Here is a 21,296-nt window from a genome sequence, read left to right on the forward strand (position 1 = left end):
GCCGCGCGCCGGAGCGAAGCACGGGCTTCGGCCGACGCCTGGCTTCAAGGGTGTGGCGACGATTCGGACGCCGCGTCGGCCGGCAGTCGCGGCTCGAACGGATAGAACGCCGCCGCTGCGCCCTGGCGCGGGAAACTGGCGGTGAACGCGCCGCCGGACGCGGCCGGCGCCAGCGTCGAGCGCGGCCAGGGGCGCGCCTGCAACGGAGCAGGCTGGTGCGCGAACGGATCGCCGGCATGCTGCTGCGCGACCACCTGCCCGGCCGCCGTCGGCGCGAGCGGCGACACAGGCGTGGGCCGCGGCGGCGTGGCGGCGGCGATCGCGCGCGCCGGCTCGGCCGCACGCGCGGCGCTGCTGCGCGCGGCCTGCTGGGTGCGGGTCGCGCCGCGGCGGGCGGCGGCGTCCTGGCGCCGGGTGGCGGCGATGGCCACCGCCGGCGCCGCGGCGACCGCCGCACCGAGATCGCCCTGCGGATCGGCCGGCGTCGGCGTCGGCGTCGGTGCCGGCACCTGCGCGACGGCCGTCGGGGCCGCAGGCGCGGCGGAAGCAGGAGCCGCGCTGCTGGCGACCTGCGTCGCGGGCGCCGGCGCCGTCTCGGGCAGGCGCTCGCGGGCCATGAACAAGGCGATCGCGGCGACCGATGCCGCCAGCGCCGCACTGCCGCCCCAGCGCCAGGCGCGGCGGCCGCCGACGGTGTCGCCGGCGCGCGCCGCATCGGCGTGTTGCGCCTCGGCCGCCACCGCCTGGCGCACCCGCGCGCCGAAATCGGCCGGCGCCGGTACGCACACGCGGCCGCGCAGGATGTCGCCGCACAGCTGCCAGCGTTCGTGGCAACCGGACAGCTCCTCGTCGTGCTGCAGCCGGCGCAGCACGAAGCGCGCCTCGTCGGCCGGCAGTTCGCCGTCGATCAGCGCGGACAGCTGCTGTCGGTAGTGCAGTTCGAACTTGTCCGGCGGCGTGGCGCCGGGGGCCGGTTCGGGCTGGGGAATGGCGGTGCTATCGGTCATACGCGGTGTCGCTCACGAGTGGCGCTGTCGGTATCCAGCAGGGGACGGAGTTCGGCGTCGATGGCGTCGCGCGCGCGGAAGATGCGCGAGCGCACCGTGCCGATCGGGCAACCCATCTTCTGCGCGATGTCCTCGTAACTCATCCCGTCCACCTCGCGCAGGGTGATGGCGGTTCGCAATTCTTCCGGCAACGCATTGACCGCCTTCATCACCGTCTGTTCCAGCTCCTGGCGCATCAGTTCGCGCTCGGGCGTGTCGGTGTCGCGCAAGCGCGTACCGCTGTCGAACTGCTCGGCGTCGAGCACGTCGACGTCGTCGGTGGGCGGCCGGCGGTTGTGCGCGACCAGGTAGTTCTTGGCGGTGTTCACGGCGATCCGGTGCAACCATGTGGAGAACTGGGCGTCGCCGCGGAAATTCCCTATCGCGCGGTAGGCGCGGATGAAGGTGTCCTGGGCCACGTCCTGACATTCGCTCCAGTCGGCGATGTAGCGCCCGATCAGGCCGACGATCCGGTGTTGGTACTTGCGCACCAGCACATCGAACGCCGCGCTCTCGCCGCGCTGCACGCGCCGGACCAGTTCCAGGTCCAGCTCCTGAGGTGTTTCGACATCGGCCATAACGGGCCGCACTCCTGTCAGCCCAACCTACGTCGGACCATCTGACCGCCAATCCGGAAAAAAGTTCAGCGTCCCTAGCGGACCGCCGCCCCACGACGTTAACCCGCATTCCGTTAGGCTGGCGGCAGGCCAGCGGTCGCGGGACGGCGTCACTTCCCTGTGGATTGGGATTTGACGCAACGGAAACAACCTCTGGATGATAACGATCTTCTCCATACACAAGCGGATGGTCCTCCCCATGCTCTCAGGCTTCGATGGGCTCCGATTCAGTCACTGGCAAGCGGACATCCGCGACGACGGCGTCGTCGTGCTCAGCCTCGACCGCCAGGACGCGCCCGTCAACGCGCTGTCGCAGGACGTGCTGCTGGAACTGGGCGACCTGCTCGAGCGCATCGCCATCGACCCGCCCAAGGGCGTGGTGATCCGCTCGGCCAAGGCCAATGGCTTCATCGCCGGCGCGGACCTGAAGGAATTCCAGGAATTCGATCGCCGCGGCACCGTCAACGACGCGATCCGCCGCGGCCAGGCCACCTTCCAGAAACTGGCCGAACTGCCCTGCCCGACCGTGGCCGCGATCCATGGCTTCTGCATGGGTGGCGGCACCGAGATCGCGCTGGCCTGCCGCTACCGGGTCGCCTCCAGCGACGGCTCCACCCGCATCGGCCTGCCCGAGACCAAGCTCGGCATCTTCCCCGGCTGGGGCGGCAGCGCGCGCCTGCCGCGGCTGGTCGGCGCGCCGGCGGCGATGGACCTGATGCTGACCGGACGCACCGTGTCGGCGTCGGCGGCACGGTCTATGGGCCTGGTCGACAAGGTCGCCGCGCCGGCGGTGCTGGTCGATACCGCGGTGGCGCTGGCCTTGACCGGCAGCGCGCGCCCGTTCAAGCAGCGCGCCACCGCCTGGGCCAGCAACACCTGGCCGGCGCGCAAGCTGCTGGCGCCGCAGATGCGCAAGCAGGTGGCGCGCAAGGCGCGCAAGGAGCACTACCCGGCGCCGTACGCGCTGATCGGCGTGTGGGAGCGCAGCGGCGGCGGCGGCATCCAGGCGCGGCTGGACGCCGAGCGCAAGGCGGTGGTCAAGCTGGCCAGCACGCCGACCGCGCGCAACCTGATCCGCATCTTCTTCCTCACCGAGCGGCTCAAGGCGCTGGGCGGGAAAGACCATGGCATCCGCCACGTGCACGTGGTGGGCGCCGGGGTGATGGGCGGCGACATCGCCGCCTGGTCGGCTTACAAGGGCTTCGAGGTGACCCTGCAGGACCGTGAGCAGCGCTTCATCGATGACGCGCTGACCCGCGCCGGCGAGCTGTTCGCCAAGCGGGTCAAGGACGACAGCAAGCGTCCGGCGGTGGCGGCGCGGCTGAAGGGCGACCTGGCCGGCGACGGCGTACCGGTGGCGGATCTGGTGATCGAGGCGATCATCGAAAACCCGCAGGCCAAGCGCGAGCTGTATCAGGCGCTGGAGCCGCGGATGCAGCCCGACGCGCTGCTCAGCACCAACACCTCCTCGATCCCGCTGACCGAACTGCGCGAGCACATCCAGCGTCCGGCGCAGTTCGCCGGCCTGCACTACTTCAACCCGGTGGCGCAGATGCCGCTGGTGGAGATCGTCTGCCACGACAGCCTGGCGCTGGACAACCAGAAGCGGCTGGCGGCGTTCTGCAAGGCGATCGACAAGCTGCCGGTGCCGGTCGCCGGCACGCCCGGCTTCCTGGTCAACCGCGTGCTGTTCCCGTACCTGCTGGAAGCGGCCACTGCCTACGCCGAAGGCGTCCCCGGTCCGGTGATCGACAAGGCGGCGGTGAAGTTCGGCATGCCGATGGGGCCGATCGAATTGATCGACACCGTCGGCCTGGACGTGGCCGCCGGGGTTGGCGCGGAACTGGCGCCGTTCCTGGGCCTGCCGATTCCCGCCGCGCTGCAGACGGTGGACGCGGGCAAGCGCGGCAAGAAGGATGGCCAGGGGCTGTACGCGTGGGAAAACGGGCGCGCGAAGAAGCCGGAGGTGGCCAAGGACTATCAGGCGCCGGACGACCTGGAAGACCGCCTGATCCTGCCGCTGCTCAACGAGGCGGTGGCCTGCCTGCACGAGGGCGTGGTGGCCGATGCGGACCTGCTCGACGCCGGGGTGATCTTCGGCACCGGCTTCGCCCCGTTCCGCGGCGGCCCGATCCAGCACATCCGTGCGGCCGGCGCCGACGCGCTGCTGGCGCGGCTGCGCGCGTTGCAGGCGCGCTACGGCGAGCGCTTCGCACCGCGCCCGGGCTGGGATGCGCCGGCGCTGCGCGAACCGGTGGCCTGAGTTCGCCGTGCGTCCTCTGCGCCACTGTAGGAGCGGCTTCAGCCGCGACGGGCGTTACCGATAGATCCTGTCGCGGCTGAAGCCGCTCCTACAGAAGGCGGAACACGCCCGACCCGGTGTCAGGAATGCGAATGCCCGTGCGCACCATGCGCATGGCCGTGCCGATGACCATGGCCGTCGTGCTTGGCGTGATCGTGATCCGTATGATCCTCGTGCGTACCCGCCCCAGCGCGCGCCGGCGTGCCGCATGGCTGCGCGCCGCAGTGTCCGGCTTCCATCTGCAAGGTGACGTGGTCGATGTCGAAGCGCGCATGCAGGCCCTCGCACAGGGTCGCGCGCAGCGCGTCGGCATCGGTACCGTCGGCGACCACCACGTGCGCGGTCAGCGCCGGCGTGCTGGAGGCCAGTGCCCACACATGCAGGTCGTGCACGTCTTCCACGCCTGCAGCGCTGCGCAGGTAGCCGCGCAGCGCGGCTAGGTCCACGCCCTTGGGCACGCCTTCCAGCAGCACGTTGATCGCCTCGCGCAGCAGCACCCAGGTGCGCGGCAGCACCCACAGGCCGATCAGCACCGCCAGGATCGGGTCGATCACCTTCCAGCCGGTCAGGCGGATCGCCAGCGCGCCGACGATCACCGCCACCGAGCCGAGCATGTCGCTCCACACTTCCAGGTAGGCGCCCTTCATGTTCAGGCTCTCGCCGCTGCCGGCCTTGAGCAGGCGCATCGAGATCAGGTTGATCAGCAGGCCGAACGCGGCGATGCCGAGCATGCCGACCGTGGCCACGTCCTGCGGCTGGCGGAACCGCTGCACCGCCTCCCACAGGATGTAGGCGGCGACCACGAACAGCATGCCGCCGTTGAACAAGGCGCCCAGCGCTTCCAGCCGCGCGTAGCCGTAGGTGCGCTTGGCGTCAGGCGGGCGCCGGCTCAGCCGCACCGCGACCAGCGCGATCATCAGCGCCAGGGTGTCGGTGGCCATGTGCGCGGCGTCGGACAGCAGCGCCAGGCTGTTGGTCAGGAACGCACCGACGATCTCCACCAGCAGGAACGTGGCGGTCAGCCCCAGGGCCCACCACAACGGCTTCTCGTGGCGGATCTCGGTCGGCGCGTGGCTGTGGTCGTGTCCCATGAGGCGGTCCGTGGCGAAGCAAGCGGAGAATGCCGCCACCTTAGAGCGCCCGCCGCCGCGGAGACTATTACACCGCCGCGCGCTCGCTCGCCATGCCCGGCACGAACACCGCGCGCACGCAACCTTCGTGCTTGTGCTTGAACATGTCGTAGCCGCGGACCGCCTCTTCCAGCGGCATCCTGTGCGTGGCCAGGAAGCGCGACTTGAGCGCACCGCTGCGCGCCAGCTCCAGCAACTGCGGCACGTAGCGCTGGCCATGCTGCTGCGCGGTGCGCACGGTCAGCCCCTTGTTCATGATCGCGCCCAGCGGGAACTTGTCCATCAGGCCGTACACGCCGAGGATCGACAGCACGCCGCCCTTGCGGCAGGCGAGGATCGCCTCGCGCAGCGCCTGCCCGCGGTCGGTGTGCAGGTGCAACGCCTGCTTGACCCGGTCGTAGGCATAGCCCAAGCCGGTGCCGTGCGCCTCCATGCCGACCGCGTCGATGCACGCGTCCGGGCCGCGCCCGCCGGTCATCTCGCGCAGCACGTCGACCACGCTGTCGACCGCCGAATAGTCGATCACTTCCACGCCGAGCACGTCGCGCGCCATGGCCAGGCGCTCGGGCAGGCGGTCGATGCCGATCACCCGCTCGGCGCCGAGCAGTTTCGCGCTCTGCTGCGCCATCAGGCCGACGCCGCCGCAGCCCCACACCGCGACCGTGTCGCCGGGCTGGATCCGGCAGAAATCCGCGCCCATGTAGCCGGTCGGGCCGGCGTCGGACAGGAACAGCGCGTCGTCGTCGGCAACCTCGTCGGGAATGGGGAAGCAGCCGACGTCGGCATGCGGCACGCGGATGAACTCCGCGTGCGATCCGGCGTAGCCGCCGAAAGCATGGGTATAGCCGTAGATGCCGGCCGTCGGGTGACCGAGCAGCGGCTCCTGCATCTCCCAGTTCGGATTGGTGTTGTCGCACAGCGAGAACTCCTGGCGCCCGCAATGCCAGCACTCGCCGCAGGAAATGAAGGACGGCACCACCACGCGCTGGCCGACGCGCAGCGACTTGACCTGCGGGCCGACCTCGACGATCTCACCCATGAATTCGTGGCCGATGACATCGCCCTCGCGCATGCTCGGAATGTAGCCATCGATGAAGTGCAGGTCGGAACCGCAGGTGGTGCTGAGTCCGACTTTCAGGATCACGTCGCGCGGATTGACGATGCCCGGATCGGGCACCGTCTCCACGCGCAGGTCGTTCACGCCGTTCCAGCACAGTGCGCGCATAAGGAGTTCCTCAGTCTTGGTGGTGGTCGCGCGCACGCGCGGACGGGTTGTTGCGCAAGGTCGGCACCTCGCCGCATTCGATCCATGCCTTGAACCGGCGCAGCACCTTGGCGACCATCGCATCGGGGGCGGCGCCGACCAGCTTCGCCACGGCCTGCGCGATCGGGCCGCCTTCCACGCGGTACTCCACCGCGAGCACGGCTTCGCATCCGAAACCATTGGGCGCAGGCCGCACGCTCAGTTCGGTCTGCAGCTGCAGGCCATGCTCGCCATCGCCTGCGTAGCGCACCGACTCGCCCATCCGCACTTCGCCGCGTCGGTAGCGCAGTGCGACATGCCGATCCAGCGGCAGGCGCAGCCGCCACTGCGATTCGTAGCCGTCGCCGGACTGCAGCTCGGCGAGGCCGTGCAGGATCTGCTGCTGTACGGTCATGTCGCACCACGCATCCAGGATGCGGTGCGGTTCGCCGAGGATGCTGACCGTGCGCAGCATGCGGGTTCCGTCGAGTGCATTGAGATGTTCGGCAACGGGAGAGTCGCTCATGGAAGGTCTCTGGCTGGAACCACGGGCGGGGCGCCCGTGGCGGGTGGAGAGCGGGATCGGCGCCGGGATCAGTGCGCGTGGGTACCGGCCGACGACGAGGTGCCCGCGTCCTGCAGTTGCTTCGCCTTGGCCAGATGGGCGGCGACGTGCGTGCGCGTGGTGCGCAGGTGCTCGGCGATCTGCGGCGTCTTGGCCGCCGGGATCAGCTTGTCGTCGAGCATCTTCAACGCCTCCGTGTGGTCCTTGACCATGGCCTTGACGTAGGCCTGTTCGAACTTGTCACCGTCCAGTTCCTGCAGCTTCTTGGCCTCGGCCTGGCCCTTCTTCGCCTGTTTCTCGGCCGGCGCGGCGCTGCGGTCCGGCGCCCACGGCGCGATCTTGGCGTTGTTGTCCGAATGCTCCTTGACCATCTGGTTGGCGTAGTCACGCACCGGGCCTTTCACCTGCTTCTGGAGCGCCAGGTTGCCGGCGTTGATTTCGGCGGTATTGATCGCCGCGAGCACGCCCAGGGCCTGCTTCTCGTCGAGTGCGGAGGAGCGTTCGCCAGCGCTGCCGGTGTTCGTTCCCGCGGCGGGCGAGGTGGACATTGGTCGGTCGACCTGCGCGGCGCCGCCGGTGGCAGGGACGCTGGACTGACCGGACATCTGGCTCTGCGCCTGCGCCGCGCCCGCCCCCAGGGCAACCACGACCGCCAAGGAGACACCGCTGATGAGATTTCGCATGACTTCTCTCCGTGCATGACTTGGGAAGGCCAATGCTCTGCAGCGGGGCGTTAGTGCGCCGTTGAACGGAAGTGCAGGCAGTGCGAAAACTCGCCGGGCGTGCGTAAGCACCTTCTCTGGAGAACCGGTTTCACCTGCCTCACGCTAGGCGCACCCGCACCTGCACCTGCACCTGCGGCGCACCATCGCCATCTCGACGCGCCCCTTCCGCTCGCCGCCGCATCAGCTCCCGGAAGCCGGGTCGCGCAAGCGCACCGCTCGGATCACGAAGCCACTGCGTGGCAGTGTCGGAAAGCGATCCAACGGATAGTCCAGGTCCTGCGCCGGCACCTCGTAGTCGCAGCCTGTCGCCAGTTCGTCCACCGCCGCCATCAGCAGTGCGATCGCGGGATCTTCGCCTGGGCAGCGGTGGTCCTGTTCGACCGAGCCGCCGCCCTGCGGCACCAGGTCGAAACCGCCCCCGCTCCAATCGCGGAAACGGTCCGGATCGAACCGCTGCGGCTGCGTCCACAGCGCCGGATCGTGATTGGTGCCGTACAGGTCGACCATCATCCAATCGCCGCGGCGGAAACTGCGTCCGCGCCACTGGAAGGGCGTACGCACGCGTCCGCCGACCATCGGGAAGAACGGGTAGAAGCGCCGAACCTCCTGCACCACATTGCGCAGCACGCCGGGCTCGCCCTGGCGCAGGCGATGCCGCACTTGCGGGTGCTGGTGCAACGCGAGCGCGGCGAAGGTGATCCAGCGCGCGACCGCCACGGTCGGGCGCAGCAGGTTGATCACCTCCACCGCGGCGACCCGCACGCTGAGCGCCCTGCCCTGCGCATCGCGATACGCCGCGATGGCCGCTGCCGGGTGGGTGTCGTCGCCCTTGGCCTAGCGCCGCAGGCCACGGACCACGCCGCGAATCCAACGCTCGGTGCTTTTGCGTCGCCACCATCCGCGCCACCAGCGCGCTCCTGCACTGCCGGCGCCATCGATCATTGCCGCGAAGTCGCCGGCGCGACGGCGACTCTGCGCGTCGTCGAGCGGCACACCGGCCCAGCGGCACACCGCGCGGCACAGCACCAGCTCGGCCTCCCGCTGCAGGATCACCTGCGGCATGCGCTCCCATTCCCGCGCGCGCTCGCGCCATTGCGCGCGGAACTCGGCCACCAGCGCGGCGGTGGCGCCCGGCGCCAGCAGGGTGCGGAACAGGCGCTTGCGCTGCAGGTGCGCATCGCCGTCCAGGCGCTGCACGCTGCCGAAGCCCTGCAGCAAGGCGACGGTGGTCGGCGGCAAGGCGCCGCGGCGAGTGAAGCGGCCGGGGTGGTAGAACGCGGCCACCGCCTCCGCGCCGCGCGCGAAGATCGCCGGCCGCAGCAGCATCCGGGTTTGGAACACGTCGCTGTGCAGCCGCTCGCATTGCTCGGAGACGAACGCATAGCCGGCGCGGCGCAGGCCGCGCGCCACCTGCATCGCGGTAAGCCGCGGAAACGGCGCCACCTGGGGCGAGGAAGAGAAAGAAGATGCCTGCATGCGGATGCTCCGAACGATGGCGCGACCACAGGCAAGCGCGCCTGGTTTTCCGATCGAGTCGCTGCGCTCGCGCAGTGCCTGCATGACCAGCATGCGCAGCGCGCGGCAACAATGCGTGATGCGGGTTTCACCGATCCTTCGCCGATCCGTCACGCCGTTCGTCGCCCAGCGGCGATGGCGCATCGCATCAGGCGAATGGGCTTGACGCGACGTCGATTTCCGCTTCACCCCGATGCTACGACACGGCGCCTAGCGTGCATGCAAACCGTCCGGGAGAAACGCATCATGGCGCAGCGACACCATCCCATCGAGCAACAGGTCATGGTCATCACCGGCGCCTCCAGCGGCATCGGCCTGTGCACCGCACTGATGGCCGCCGAGCGCGGCGCCAAGCTGGTACTGGTGGCACGCAGCCGCGACACGCTGGACGATACCGTGCGGACCATCCGCGACGCCGGCGGCGAGGCGATCGCGGTCGCCGCCGATGTCGCCGAGCGCAAACAGCTGGAGGCCGCGGCGGCGGAGGCGATACGCCACTACGGCCGGATCGATACCTGGGTGAACAATGCCGGCGTGGCGATCTACGGCAAGCTCGCGGAGGTCGTCGACCAGGACAGCAAGCGCCTGTTCGACGTCAATTTCTGGGGCGTGGTGCACGGCTCGCTGGTCGCGCTGCCGCACCTGATCGCCTCGCACGGCAGCCTGATCAACCTGGGCAGCGAAGCGTCGGAAGCGGTGGTGCCGCTGCAGGGCATGTATTCGGCGTCCAAGCATGCGGTGAAAGGTTTCACCGATGCGCTGCGGATCGAACTGGAGCACGTGGACAAGCTGCCGGTCTCGGTGGTGCTGATCCAACCCACGGCGGTGGATACGCCCTACCCGCAGCACGCGCGCAACTATATGCGCGAGGAGCCGACCCTGCCCAAACCGATGATTGCGCCGATGCGCGTGGCCGAAGCGATCCTGCACGCCGCCGAGCACGGCGGGCGCGACGTCAAGGTGGGGCTGCTGGCCAAGGCGAACACCGCGGTGACGCACATGCTGCCGCGGCTGGCGGACCGGATGTCGGCAATGCGCGGCGAGCAGCAGAAGCAGCCGGTGCCCGCGCGCGATGCCGATGGCACCTTGTACCGCGCCGGCGAGAGCGGCCGCATCCACGGCAGCTGAGCCGCTGCGCCGCTGTCGCACGCTACGGCAACCACCACACCAGCAGCGCGCTGATCGCGGCCAGCGCCAGCAGCGACAGCGTGCCGGCGGCGAGCACGCGGCCGCCAGAGGCCAGCACCGAGCGCAGGTTCACCGACAGCCCCAGCGCCGCCATCGCGACCAGGGTCAGCAGCGCGGAACCGCGCTGCATCGCGTCCGCCAGCGCCGGCGCCAACAGGCCCGACGAGCGCAGCAGCATCATGCCGATGAAGCCCAGCACGAACCACGGCAGCAAGCGATGCAACGGCACCCGCGCGGCGCCCGGGCGGCCGGCGGTCAGGCCGAGCAGCAGCATCACCGGCCCCAGCATCACCACCCGCATCAGCTTGACCAGCGCGCCGACCTGCGCGCTGACTGCGCCCACCGGCAGCGTGGCGGCCAGTACCTGCGGCACCGCGTACACGGTCATGCCGGCGAGGATCCCGTAATGGCGCTGGTCCAGGCCGAACAGCGGCACCGCCAGCGGCAGGGCCAACACCACCACGATGCCCAATGCCGCGGTGAAGGCGATCGAGGCGGCCACCTCGTCCGAATCGGCATCGATCACCGGCGCCGCCGCCACGATCGCGGAATTGCCGCAGATCGCATTGCCGCACGCCACCAGCGTGGCCAGGCGCGCCGGCAGCCCGAGCAGGCGGCCGATGCCGTAGCCGATGCCGATCGCCAGCAGCACGATCGCCGCGATCAGCCCCAACAGCAGTCCGCCGGCCGCCCCCACCGCGCTGAAGCTGACCGACGCGCCGAGCAACACGATCGCCACCTCCAGCGGCAGCTTCGCGGCGAACGCGATACCGGCGTGGACACGCGCCGGCAACCGCACCGCCGTGCGCAACACGGTGCCGAGCACGATCGCGAACACCAGCGCGTCGATCCACGGGCGGCCCAGCCAGCGCAGCTGCATCCGCTCGGCCAGCAGGGCCAGCGCCGCGACTCCGGTCGCCAACAGCGCGCCTGGCCACAGCGCGGTCCCATTTCGTAGTGCCTTGTGCATTGCCGCCATCCTGTCGAAGTGGCGGCAGGATGCGCCGGCCGATCCTGTCATTCCATCGCATAATCGTGGATAGTTCGTTCGGCCCAACCGAACGATCTTCCCGTGACCCTGGAACAACTCGCCCTGTTCGTCGCCGTCGCCGAACGCCAGCACCTGACCCTGGGCGCGCAGGCCGCGCACCGCACGCCGTCGGCGGCCAGCGCCGCGATCAAGGCATTGGAAAGCCAGTACGGCGTGGCCCTGTTCCACCGCGTGGGCCGCGGCATCGAGCTGACCGCCGCCGGCGCCGCGTTCGCCGACGAGGCCCGCGCGATCCTGGCGCGCACGCGTGCGGCCGAGCTGGCCTTGAGCGAATGGGGCGGCGTGCTGCGCGGCACGCTGGAGCTGCAGGCCAGCCAGACCGTGGCCAGCTATTGGCTGCCGGCGCGGCTGATGGCGTTCCACGCGCGCTACGCGCAGATCCAGATCCGCCTCAGCGTCGGCAATACCGAAAGCGTGGCGCGCGCGGTCGCCGAAGGCCGTGCGGAACTGGGCTTCGTCGAAGGCGGCGTGCGCGACCCGGCGCTGGCGTTGAGCGCGCTCGCCCAGGACCGGCTGGTGGTGGTCGCCGCGCCAAGCCACCGCCTGGCCGGACGCCGCCGAATCGCGCTGCCGGCACTGGCGGCGTCCAGTTCCTGGATCATGCGCGAACCCGGCTCCGGAACCCGTTCGGAGTTCGAAGCCGCGCTGCGCGCGGCGCACGTCGCCGCGGACACATTGACCGTCGCGCTGACCCTGCCGTCGAACGAAGCGGTGCTGTCGGCGGTGCTGTCCGGGCACAGCGTGGCCGCGGTCTCGCAGCTGGCGGCCGCACCATGGCTGGAAAGCGGTCGCCTGCAGCGCGTGGGCGCGGCGCTGGGCACGCGCACCTTCCATGTCGTGCGCCACCGCGAGCGCGCGCTCAGTGCTGCCGCCGCGGCATTGCTGGCCGTCGACGGCGACGGGACCACGGCGATCGTCTGACGCAAGCGCGGCTACATCCGGCGGCGCAGCGATGCGCGTTCCGCCTGGCGTCGGCATCGGCCTATGCCATCGATGGCTTTCGCGACAGCCCTTCAGCGCCAGCTTCGCCGCTCCATCAGCCACCCGCTGCGCGAGAATGCCGTGGAGCAACCCGGCGTCCGTCGGCACGCGGGAAGCTGCCGGGATTGCAACAACGCCGTTCCTTCAATGCAGCCGACGCCCATCGTTCTGCGCGAGCCGCCCGCCACGCTTGTCGGCTTCGGGCGGTGTCGGGGGCTGAAGCCCCTCCTACAGTGCTTGCGCGAGGCGGGTGCCGCAGAGGCGCCGAGAACACCGCTCACGCCTCCTGCAACCCCGGCCTGCCGTGTTCGACGGCGTAGCGCTTCCAGCTCTGCAGCGTGCCGTTCGGCTGCATCACCTGGTCCAGCGTCTTCATGTCGCCGATCCACGTATCGCGGTTCACGTCGCACAGCACATAGCCGCGCTTGTCGGTGGTGGCCTTCAGGTGCGGGCTGTGCCGCAGCGTGCTTTCGGCCGACGCATCCACGCCCAGGCCGTCGGAACCGGAACTGATCGAGGTGGCGAGGAATTCGCTGGAGACGATCCCGGAATCGGCGTTGTCCTGCACCAGGTCGCTGGCGTAATGGCGGTGCGCGTCGCCGCAGGCGGTGACCACGTTGCCGAAGCCGACCCGCTGGATGTGGTCGAGCAGGCGCCGGCGGCTGGCCAGGTAGCCGGACCATTGGTCGTCGGAGGACACCACCGCGCCGTTCTTCTCTTCCGCGTAGTTGCCCAGCGCCACCTGGTGGGCGATGGTGTGCCAGCGCGGGGCCGCGTCGGCCAGGCCGTCGAACAGCCACTGTTCCTGCTTGGCGCCGACGATGCTGCGCGCCGGCGACTCCACCTGCGTGCGTTGCGCCATGTCGGCCTGCTTGCTGCGGTACTGGCGGGTGTCGAGCAGGTGCAGGTCCATCAGGTTGCCGTAGCGCGCGCGCCGGTAGAGCTGCATGTGTCCATCGCGCGGGAACGAGGCGCGCCGCAGCGGCATGTTCTCGTAGTAGGCCTGGAAGGCTTGCGCGCGCCGCAGCGCGAACACCTCGCTGGGCGTGCCGTCCTGGTCTTGCGCACCGGCCCAGTTGTTGTCCACCTCGTGGTCGTCGAAGGTCACGAACCACGGTGCCGCCGCGTGTGCGGCCTGCAGGTCGGCATCGCTCTTGTACTGCGCGTAGCGGCGCCGGTAGTCGTCCAGCGTGTAGATCTCAGGGCCGACGTGGTTGCGCAGGTTGGTGAACGGGCGTCCGTTCATCTTGCGCACGCCCGGCTTGGTTTCGCCCTCGTAGATGTAGTCGCCGTAGTGGAAGACGAAATCCAGCGGCTCTTCGGCGATGCGCCGCCATGCGGTGTAGTGACCTTCCTCGTACTGCTGGCAGCCGGCGACCGCGAAGCGCACCCGCTCCACCTTGGCGCCCGCCGCCGGCAAGGTGCAGGTGCGGCCGACCGGACTGGCATGGCCGCCGACGCTGAAGCGATACCAGTACGGCCGGCCGGGAGCCAATCCTTCCAGCTCGACATGCACCGCATGGCCCAGTTCCGGATGGGCCAGCGACGAGCCGCGCCGCACCAGCGTGCCGAAGCGCTCGTCGCTGGCCACCTGCCACTCCACCAGCATCGGTCGCGCCGGCACGCCGCCGCCGAACACCAGCGGCTCGGTCGCCAGCCGCGTCCACAGCACCACGCCGTCCGGCGCCGGATCGCCGGAGGCCACGCCGAGGGCGAACGGCGTGCTCGCGAACCGTGGCGAGGCGAGCAGGTTGCGCGGGCTCAGGGACTTGGCGTCGGTCTGCGCGGCCAGCACCGAGGCGGTGCCCATCCAGGCGCCGAACGCGGAAAGGCCGGACAAGGCGAGGAAGCGCCTGCGATTGAATGTGCTCATGGCCAGCTCCCTCAGTTGTAGATGAGGTGGAAGTAGAAGAAGCGGCCGTAGTCGTCGATCTCGGTACGGAAACGCCCGTTCGGACCGGTGCTGTAGGTCGGCTGCGTGTTGAACAGGTTCTTGGCCTCGTACTTCAGCGTCACGTGCTTGCCGATCCGGTGGCTGAAGGCCAGGTTGAAGGTCATGTACGGGTCGTAGTACGAGTCCAGCCATTGCGTGTCGCCGAAATCGACCAGCATGCGGCTGCGGTAGGTGCCGGACATGCGCAGTTGCGCGCCCTGCCACGGCATGCGCCAGATCAGCGAGCCGTTCAACGACCAGTCCGGCTGATACAGCAGGCGGTCGAGGCGGCGTTCGCTGCCGTCGCTGATCCGGTAGTCGGTGCGGCCTTCCAGCCGGGTGGCGTTGAAATACATGTCGAAGCGCTGCTGCCCCCAGCGCAGGTTGCGGTTGGCGACGGCGAACTCCACGCCGCGCAGCGTGGATTCGTCGGTGTTCATCGGCTGGGTCACCCGGTAGCGGACGTCGCCGATGGTCTCGAAGGTGGTCAGGGTGTAGATGTCGTCCTTGATGACCTTGTCGAACAGCGCCACCGAGACCAGGCCGTTGTTGCCGTTGAAGTACAGGTCCCAGGCCAGGTCGAGGTTGGTGGCGCGGCGCGGCTCCAGGCCGGCGTTGCCCTGCTGGATGGTGCAGAAATTCCCGCCCTGGCCGTCGTCGCCGCAGCTGGTGTTGGTCGCCTGAGCGATGTTGCTCGGCGTCGGCCGGCCCAGCGTGCGGCTGGCCGAGAAACGCAGGCGCTGGTCTTCGCTGAGCTTGAAGGTGGCGTTCAACGACGGCAGCAGGTTGTCGTAGCCGCCGCCGGTCTTGCGCAGGTTGGCCGTATAGGTCGTGCCGCCGTCGTCGCTGAAGGGACTGAACGCATCGAAGCGGGTGTGGTCGTAGCGCAGACCGCCGATCAGCAGCAATCGCTCCCAGGCGTAGTGCGCCGAGACGTAGGCATTGGCGATGTCCTCGACGTACTTGTAGTCGCTGGTGACGTTGGCGTTCGGGTAGGCGGCGTTGTTGTCGCCCAGCTTCTGCACCAATTGCTCGCTCCACTTGCGGTTGTCGATCAACGGAAAGCCCGGCACGGTGCCCAGCAGGGTCGAGCCCGGATAGAGGTAATCGTTGAGCGTCGCGTTGGTCTTGTAGTAGTCGAAATCGACGTTCTGCCAGATGTTCAGGTGTCGGTACTCGGCGCCGGCGGCGACACCGAAGCCGCGCGCCTCGGCGTCGATGTTGTGGGTGAAGTCCACCCGCAGGTTGTCGATCGTCTCTTGCGCCTGGCGCGGCGAGGTATAGGCCTGCGCCGGATTGAGCTTGAACGCCGAGCTGGTCAGCAGGCTCGGATCGGAGACGCCGACCGCGTTGGGAAAGCCATGGCTGTCGTTGGCGTAGTCGACGAACAGGTTGCTCGGATAGGCGCGTACGCCCCAGTAGACCTGGGTGTTGTCGAACGTCTCTTCGGTGTGGCCGGCGCGCAGGGTGAGCTTGGACGCATCGCCCAGGTCCCAGCTGAAACTGGCGATGGCGCCGCGGTTGCTGCGGTCCCAGCGGTCGTGCCGGTTCTTGATGTAGATGCTGTTGATCTGGGTGGTGCCGCTGTCCTCGGTCTGGTTGCGGATCGGGAACTTGGCATTGGAGTACAGGTCGGTCTTGTTCATCGTCGAGTTCTCGTAGAACCGGTACGAGTACAGCAGCAGCGAGGCGTAGAAGGGCTCGTCCGACGGCTTCCACTCCAGCTTGGCCGAGCCGCCGAAGTTGGTGATGTAGTTGGTGTAGGTGCCGGTGCTGAAATTGCCCGGCGCGCGCAGGCCGTTCCAGCCGGCGGCCTCGCTGGGCTCGGTGGTGCCGTCGGTCAGGTATTTGCCGGCGTCGTTGTAGTAGTAGTTCGATTCCACCCAGCGCTTGATGCTGTTGCGCGAACGCTGCTCGTAGCGCGCCACCGCCACGATGCCGAACTGCTGGTCGGCGCCGAACTGGTTGGAGAACACCGCCTTGGCGCTCTTGCCGAAGTGGCCCAGGGTCTTGTGGTCGCCGCCGGCGCTGCGGCCGACGTCGGTTTCGGCGGTGGAGTAGATGCCGGCGACATCGGCGAACACATACTTGCCCGACCGGTCGAACGCGCTGCGGCTGATGATGTCGATCACCCCGCCGATGGCATCGGGCGCCTGCTCGGCGCTGAAGCTCTTGTAGATGTCGGTGCGGGTGCCGATATCGCTGGGAATCAGCTGCAGGTTGTTCATGCGCTCGCCGGAGCCGCTGCCGCCCACGCTGGCGATCGCGATGCCGTCGATGGTCGTGTAGTTGAGGTTGGCCTGCACGCCGCGCACGGTCACGTAGCGCGGCTCGCCCGCGTCCTCCACCGCGCTCAGGCCCGGCGCGGCCATCAGGCTTTCGGCCAGCGTCTCGTCGCCGTAGCTGTCCATCTCGTCGTAGATCACCGAATCGCGGATCATCGGCGAGCTCTTCTTCTGCTCGATCACCTCGTGCGCGGCGATCACCTTCACCGCATCCAGGGTGGGGGCGATCCTGCCCTCCTCCTCGCGCGGCGGCGGCGCGGCCGGCTTGGATTCGCTGCGCGCCGGGGCCGGATCGATGGCGATGACGTTGCCGTCCACCACCGCATAGTTCAGGCCGGTACCGGCCAGCAGCGCATCCAGCGCCTGCTTGACGGTGGCGCCCGCCGGGACCGCCCCGCCCATGCGCGTCGTGCCGGTCGGCGAGTACAGGAACTGCACGCCCGAGTTGCGCGAGAGCTGTTCCAGCGCGCGACCCAACGGCTGCGCGGCGATCGGCGCGGTGACCCGGATTTCCAGACCCTCCGGCGTCGCCGCGCGCGCGTGGGCGAGCAGACAGGGTGACAGGGCGAGGACGATCGACAGGTAAAGCTGCTTCCGCATTGCGGTTCCTTGGAGGAGAGAGGACGGCAGGCGCCACGTCGCGGATCGACGGCGGCTTCTCCTAAGAAAGAGCGGGAAAACGCGGAAGTGGAGAACGCGGATTCGATGAATTTTTTTTGACAGCGCCCGCGTGCCTCTCGCTCAGCGACTGGAGACCCGCACCGTGTCGCCGTCGCGGCGCACCGCGAAGCGCGCATCGCGCTGCAGGAAGGCCTGCAATGCCGCGACCCGGTGCGCGTCCAGGCTGCCGGACAGGCGCACCGATGCGGCCGCCGCGTCCTCGACCACCACCTGCACCGTGTTGTGGCGATTGAATGCTGCGGCGACTTCGTCCAGGCGTTCGTCGAGGAAGGAGACCTTGCGCTGCTGCCAGTCCAGCAGCATCGAGGCCGGCATGTCGAGCCGTTGCACCGCGCCGCTGCCATGATCGACCAGCACCACCCGGCCGGCATCCAGCTGCGCCAGGCGCCGCGCATCCGTGCCGCTGCGCCAGACCTCCACTTCACCGGACATCACCCCGATTCGGGTGCCCTGCAAGCGCCGCGACACATCGAACACGGTGCCGATGTCGCGGATCTGCAGGCCGTCGACCTGCACCAGGAAGGGCCGCCGATCCGCGGCGATGTCGAAGGTGGCTTCGCCCTGCAGCAGCTCAACCCGCCGCGACAGCCAGCCCATGCGCACACGCACGACGCTGTCCGCGTTGAGACGCAGCTGTGTGCCGTCGGCGAGTCTGAGGTCACGCAATTGCCCGTGTCCGGCCGTCAGCAGCAGCGCCTGCGGCTGCAGGTGCAGCAGTCCGAAGCCAAGCCCCAGCGCGATGCAGGCCGCTGCGGCCGCCAGCATCCAGCCACGGCGTGCGCGGCGCATGCGCGGCGCCGGCGTGCGCGGCGCGCTGGCGAACAACGGCACCACCTTGGCCAGGCTGCCGTGCACTGCCCGGCCGGGAGCCACCGCCTCCTGCCGCGCCATTCCCATGGCCGCGCCCACCTGGCGATGCAGGTGCAAGGCACGCAGGTATTCGCGCACGTGCTCGGGCGAACGCTGCATCCAGTCCAGGAACGCCAGGCGCTGGGGTTCGCTCAGCGGCGCCTCGCGATTGAGCAGGAACCAGCGGGCCGCCTGCTCGGCCACGGTCCCGTCCATGGATGTCGGCTCCTGCCGGCTCACGCGTCCTCCCCGGCGCCCAGCGCCTTGCGGCAGGCGTCCAGGCCCTTGCCGATGTGCTTGCGCACCATGTGCACGGATACGTCCAGCTGCGCACCGATCTGCGGACATTCCAGGCCGTCGCGATAGTGCAGTTCCATCATCCGCCGCGTGGTCGGCGGCAGCCGCGCGATGGCGCCGCGGATATCGCTCCAGCGCTGTCTGCTTTCGAACGTGCCTTCCACGTCCTCTTCGCTCTTCAGGACCTCGGCCAGCAGCTCGACATCCTCCAGCGGCGGCAGCGAAGCGCGCGAGCGCGCATGCTCGCGGGCCAGGTTGGCCGCCACGGTGTACAGATACGCCTCGGGATTGGCGACCGCCTCGGCGTTCTCGCCGGTCGTGCGCAGCAGGCGCAGGTAGACCTCTTGCGCCAGGTCCTCGGCATCCTCGGCGTGCGAGCCACGGCGAAGGAAGAAGCCACGCAGCAGACGACGCCGCAGTTCGTAGCTCTTCTCCCAGATCCTGACGCTGCTCACGCTGATCGACCGCACCGCACTCGGAAACGTTCGATCTTCCCGCGACAAGATGACATCGCGATTGCATCGCGGCGCTGTCGCACTGCACTGCCCCGCATCGCCGTCCCGTGACACGGCCTTCGCCCTATGAATCAGGACGCCGCCTCAGCGATGCACGCCCCCACCGCGCATGGCGGTGGGAGCGCAAGCGATCATCGCAAGCGCGAGAACGCGCCGATACCGGCGATCGCCAGCCGCTCGGCGGGCACCGCCGTTTCGGCGAACGACAGCCGCAGGTAGCGGATCTGGCGGACGTCGGGGAAATTCAGACGCTGGGTCGAGAGCGCGTAGGCGATATTGGCCAGCTCGCCGGCGCCGGCCGGCTGCCAGTGCTGCCCGTCCTCGCTGCTTTCGGCGCGATAGCCTTTCGGCGGCGCCGCGCCGTTCATCACCGCGCGCGATGGGGTGAGGCTGAAGCCGGCGACTTGACGCAGCGCGCCGAGGTCGATGGTCACCTGCACGGGATGGCCAGGCTTGGGCGCGGGCACGACCCAGACCGTGCCGGCATCGTCGTCGAGCAGCTTCTCCGCCCCAGGCGCGCTGGCCTCGACAATCCGCCAACCCGCGGCGGACAGCACGTCCGGCGCGGTCGCCAGCGGCCGCGCGACCGGAACCGGCGCAACCGCGCGGAACAGCGCGAATTCGCTGATCGCCGGGCAGACCGGCGCCTCGAGCACGACCAGGCGCACGCGACGCGCGGCGACCGGGCGATCGAGCCGCAGGATCCGCTGTGCGCCGATGCATTGCGCCTCGGCCAACCGCTGCCATTGCCCATCGATCTCCGCTTCGACCGCGAAGCGGGTGACGCGCACGCCCAGCGGCAGGTATTCGCGCAGCCGGATCAAGTCGAAGCTGCGCACCGCCGACAGTTCCAGCGTCAGCGTCGGCGTGGTGACGTCGTCCGGCGTAGACCAGTAGCTGTCCGCCTGGCGGTCGAGCACGCGCGCCGGCTCGAATCCTTTGCCGCGCGAATCGCTGGCGCTGGCCTTGGCGCCCTTGGCCAGATCGATGGCGAAGCTGGCGCGGATCGCATCGCCGAAGCTCTGCAGCACCGCGACGTCGTGGTCGGCGATGCGGCCGCGCCGGTCGGGCGGAAGATTGAGGTTCATGTTGGTGCCGCGCGCGACGGAGGTGTCGAAATAGCGCACCAGATTCTCCGGGCTGCGCACCTTGCCGTCTTCGTCGGCATGGTAGAACCAGCCCGGGCGGATCGAGGTGTTGGTTTCGGCCGGCCACCACAGTGGCGCCCCGCGCACGCCGGCATTGCCGTTTTCCTGCGTGTAGGGGGCATTGGGCATGGTCGGCCAGCACGGATCGCCGGCGACGCCGTCCTCGTTGCCGACCCAACGGATATCGGCGCCGAGCGGATCGAAGGTGCAGGCCATCGGCTGGTGCTGGTGGACCAGCTCGATCATCCGCGGCCAGTCGTAGTAGGCGGGCGCATCAAGCTTGCGCGTTTCGCGCGCCCCACCGTAGTAGCCGTCGCCGCCATTGGCGCCGTCGAACCAGAACTCGAACAGGTCGCCATAGCTCGTGCACAGTTCGACGATCTGCTTGCGGAAATAGTCGAGATAGCCGGGGCGGCCATACTCGGCGTGGTTGCGATCCCAGGGGGACAGGTAGATGCCGAAGGCCAGGCCGGCGCGCCGGCACGCCGCCGCCATTTCGCCGACGATGTCGCCCTTGCCGTTCTTGTAGGGCGAATTGCGAATGCAATGCTCGGTCAGGCGGGTCGGCCACAGGCAGAACCCATCGTGGTGCTTGGCGGTAAAAATCAGCCCTTTCAGGTTGCCGGCCTTGGCGGCGGCGACGATCTGATCGGCGGAGAAATCGCTGGGATCGAACTTGCGCGGATCCTCGTCGCCGTAGCCCCATTCCTTGTCGGTAAAGGTGTTCATCGCAAAATGCACGAAGGCGTATTGCTCCCACCGGTGCCACCGCAGCTGCCGCGCGCTGGGCACGGCGCCCCATGGTGCCGGCCCCTTGGGACGCGGCGGCGCCGCAATCTGGGCGGCGGATGCGCTGAAACCTGCGGCGACGGCCACGACACCCGTGGCAAGAAAGGTACGACGATCGATCATTGGCGCCTCCGACTCTACACAAGCCCGGATCTTAGCTTTTCCAACGGCAGAAGAGTCCGCCTCCCGAAGCCACGGACGGTCGTGCAACGGAGAGAAGATCAATCCGTGTGGCGATCCTTCGCCGCATGCCTGGGGATTGACCGCGCGCTGTCGCCGATCCCCATTTCCACGGACACTTGCAGCTGACGCCCAGACGACTCGACCTCACTTGCATGGACTCCGCGTTGCACGTGCCGCACACCGACCGGACATTCCTTGCCTCCCGATTGGCTTCCTGCAACTGTCCATGGAAACGGGGTGACACCCGGAGCTC

At 69.2% G+C, this 21,296-nt stretch carries 17 protein-coding genes; 3 read left to right on the plus strand and 14 right to left on the minus strand.

What is annotated here, in order from left to right; all coding sequences use genetic code 11:
* Positions 1-44 precede the first annotated feature (44 nt).
* Together VDQ83_RS15035 and rpoE are read right to left on the minus strand one after the other, a co-directional pair.
* The gene (locus tag VDQ83_RS15035) at positions 45-1,007 is read right to left on the minus strand and encodes a sigma-E factor negative regulatory protein (protein ID WP_455435548.1); all 963 of its coding nucleotides are present in this window, start codon (positions 1,005-1,007) and stop codon (positions 45-47) included.
* Entirely contained in the window at positions 1,004-1,624 is a 621-nt protein-coding gene (gene rpoE, locus VDQ83_RS15040) for an RNA polymerase sigma factor RpoE (protein WP_053835168.1), read from the minus strand. The genes VDQ83_RS15035 and rpoE overlap by 4 nt, the downstream gene beginning before the upstream one ends.
* A gap of 238 nt (positions 1,625-1,862) precedes the next feature.
* On the opposite strand from rpoE, the gene VDQ83_RS15045 reads away from it, so the two are divergent.
* Positions 1,863-3,926, plus strand: a complete 2,064-nt coding sequence (locus VDQ83_RS15045) for a 3-hydroxyacyl-CoA dehydrogenase NAD-binding domain-containing protein (protein WP_455435549.1) — start codon at positions 1,863-1,865, stop codon at positions 3,924-3,926.
* A gap of 119 nt (positions 3,927-4,045) precedes the next feature.
* Here the strand turns inward: VDQ83_RS15045 and VDQ83_RS15050 are convergent, their stop codons facing one another.
* The 6 genes from VDQ83_RS15050 to VDQ83_RS15075 all read right to left on the minus strand — a co-directional run bounded on the left by VDQ83_RS15050 (position 4,046) and on the right by VDQ83_RS15075 (position 9,104).
* Entirely contained in the window at positions 4,046-5,056 is a 1,011-nt protein-coding gene (locus VDQ83_RS15050; protein WP_455435550.1) for a cation diffusion facilitator family transporter, read from the minus strand.
* A gap of 67 nt (positions 5,057-5,123) precedes the next feature.
* Positions 5,124-6,320: a zinc-dependent alcohol dehydrogenase gene (locus tag VDQ83_RS15055; RefSeq protein ID WP_309912665.1), complete on the minus strand. Its 1,197-nt coding sequence runs from the start codon at positions 6,318-6,320 to the stop codon at positions 5,124-5,126.
* 10 nt (positions 6,321-6,330) lie between these two features.
* On the minus strand, positions 6,331-6,864 hold the full coding sequence (locus VDQ83_RS15060; RefSeq protein WP_263397702.1) for an SRPBCC family protein: 534 nt from the start codon (positions 6,862-6,864) through the stop codon (positions 6,331-6,333).
* Positions 6,865-6,932: 68 nt separating this feature from the next.
* Positions 6,933-7,451 (minus strand): DUF4142 domain-containing protein, encoded by a 519-nt coding sequence (locus VDQ83_RS15065; protein WP_455435551.1) that lies wholly within the window; start codon positions 7,449-7,451, stop codon positions 6,933-6,935.
* Between the two features lie 357 nt (positions 7,452-7,808).
* Positions 7,809-8,390: a cytochrome P450 gene (locus tag VDQ83_RS15070; protein WP_455435552.1), complete on the minus strand. Its 582-nt coding sequence runs from the start codon at positions 8,388-8,390 to the stop codon at positions 7,809-7,811.
* A 72-nt stretch (positions 8,391-8,462) separates the two neighbouring features.
* Entirely contained in the window at positions 8,463-9,104 is a 642-nt protein-coding gene (locus VDQ83_RS15075) for a hypothetical protein (RefSeq protein WP_455435553.1), read from the minus strand.
* Between the two features lie 285 nt (positions 9,105-9,389).
* On the opposite strand from VDQ83_RS15075, the gene VDQ83_RS15080 reads away from it, so the two are divergent.
* Positions 9,390-10,271 (plus strand): SDR family oxidoreductase, encoded by an 882-nt coding sequence (locus VDQ83_RS15080; RefSeq protein ID WP_455435554.1) that lies wholly within the window; start codon positions 9,390-9,392, stop codon positions 10,269-10,271.
* 22 nt (positions 10,272-10,293) lie between these two features.
* Here VDQ83_RS15080 and VDQ83_RS15085 read toward each other — a convergent pair whose 3' ends face one another.
* Positions 10,294-11,301, minus strand: coding sequence for a YeiH family protein (locus VDQ83_RS15085; RefSeq protein WP_455435555.1), 1,008 nt, complete (start codon positions 11,299-11,301; stop codon positions 10,294-10,296).
* Between the two features lie 102 nt (positions 11,302-11,403).
* On the opposite strand from VDQ83_RS15085, the gene VDQ83_RS15090 reads away from it, so the two are divergent.
* Positions 11,404-12,303: a LysR family transcriptional regulator gene (locus VDQ83_RS15090; RefSeq protein WP_455435556.1), complete on the plus strand. Its 900-nt coding sequence runs from the start codon at positions 11,404-11,406 to the stop codon at positions 12,301-12,303.
* 337 nt (positions 12,304-12,640) lie between these two features.
* On the opposite strand, the gene VDQ83_RS15095 is transcribed toward VDQ83_RS15090, so the two are convergent.
* The 5 genes from VDQ83_RS15095 to VDQ83_RS15115 form a co-directional block, all read right to left on the minus strand.
* Positions 12,641-14,236 carry an alkaline phosphatase D family protein gene (locus VDQ83_RS15095; RefSeq protein WP_455435557.1) on the minus strand — a complete coding sequence of 532 codons (1,596 nt, stop codon included), beginning with the start codon at positions 14,234-14,236 and terminating at the stop codon, positions 12,641-12,643.
* A gap of 11 nt (positions 14,237-14,247) precedes the next feature.
* Positions 14,248-17,181: a TonB-dependent receptor gene (locus VDQ83_RS15100; RefSeq protein WP_455435558.1), complete on the minus strand. Its 2,934-nt coding sequence runs from the start codon at positions 17,179-17,181 to the stop codon at positions 14,248-14,250.
* 141 nt (positions 17,182-17,322) lie between these two features.
* On the minus strand, positions 17,323-18,351 hold the full coding sequence (locus VDQ83_RS15105) for a FecR family protein (protein WP_455435559.1): 1,029 nt from the start codon (positions 18,349-18,351) through the stop codon (positions 17,323-17,325).
* Positions 18,348-18,863, minus strand: a complete 516-nt coding sequence (locus VDQ83_RS15110) for an RNA polymerase sigma factor (protein WP_309912648.1) — start codon at positions 18,861-18,863, stop codon at positions 18,348-18,350. The genes VDQ83_RS15105 and VDQ83_RS15110 overlap by 4 nt, the downstream gene beginning before the upstream one ends.
* Before the next feature lie 191 nt (positions 18,864-19,054).
* A complete protein-coding gene (locus VDQ83_RS15115) occupies positions 19,055-20,983 on the minus strand; it encodes an alpha-L-fucosidase (protein WP_455435560.1) in 1,929 nt (642 codons plus the stop codon).
* Positions 20,984-21,296: the final 313 nt, after the last annotated feature.

The sequence above is a fragment of the Xanthomonas sp. WHRI 7945 genome, from assembly GCF_035026585.1.

What these genes read in the sequence shown, in the direction of transcription:
- VDQ83_RS15035 (WP_455435548.1), bottom strand. Translation starts at nt 1,007, where the DNA reads ATGACCGATAGCACCGCCATTCCCCAGCCCGAACCGGCCCCCGGCGCC.
- rpoE (WP_053835168.1), bottom strand. Translation starts at nt 1,624, where the DNA reads ATGGCCGATGTCGAAACACCTCAGGAGCTGGACCTGGAACTGGTCCGG.
- VDQ83_RS15045 (WP_455435549.1), top strand. Translation starts at nt 1,863, where the DNA reads ATGCTCTCAGGCTTCGATGGGCTCCGATTCAGTCACTGGCAAGCGGAC.
- VDQ83_RS15050 (WP_455435550.1), bottom strand. Translation starts at nt 5,056, where the DNA reads ATGGGACACGACCACAGCCACGCGCCGACCGAGATCCGCCACGAGAAG.
- VDQ83_RS15055 (WP_309912665.1), bottom strand. Translation starts at nt 6,320, where the DNA reads ATGCGCGCACTGTGCTGGAACGGCGTGAACGACCTGCGCGTGGAGACG.
- VDQ83_RS15060 (WP_263397702.1), bottom strand. Translation starts at nt 6,864, where the DNA reads ATGAGCGACTCTCCCGTTGCCGAACATCTCAATGCACTCGACGGAACC.
- VDQ83_RS15065 (WP_455435551.1), bottom strand. Translation starts at nt 7,451, where the DNA reads ATGTCCACCTCGCCCGCCGCGGGAACGAACACCGGCAGCGCTGGCGAA.
- VDQ83_RS15075 (WP_455435553.1), bottom strand. Translation starts at nt 9,104, where the DNA reads ATGCAGGCATCTTCTTTCTCTTCCTCGCCCCAGGTGGCGCCGTTTCCG.
- VDQ83_RS15080 (WP_455435554.1), top strand. Translation starts at nt 9,390, where the DNA reads ATGGCGCAGCGACACCATCCCATCGAGCAACAGGTCATGGTCATCACC.
- VDQ83_RS15085 (WP_455435555.1), bottom strand. Translation starts at nt 11,301, where the DNA reads ATGCACAAGGCACTACGAAATGGGACCGCGCTGTGGCCAGGCGCGCTG.
- VDQ83_RS15095 (WP_455435557.1), bottom strand. Translation starts at nt 14,236, where the DNA reads ATGAGCACATTCAATCGCAGGCGCTTCCTCGCCTTGTCCGGCCTTTCC.
- VDQ83_RS15100 (WP_455435558.1), bottom strand. Translation starts at nt 17,181, where the DNA reads ATGCGGAAGCAGCTTTACCTGTCGATCGTCCTCGCCCTGTCACCCTGT.
- VDQ83_RS15115 (WP_455435560.1), bottom strand. Translation starts at nt 20,983, where the DNA reads ATGATCGATCGTCGTACCTTTCTTGCCACGGGTGTCGTGGCCGTCGCC.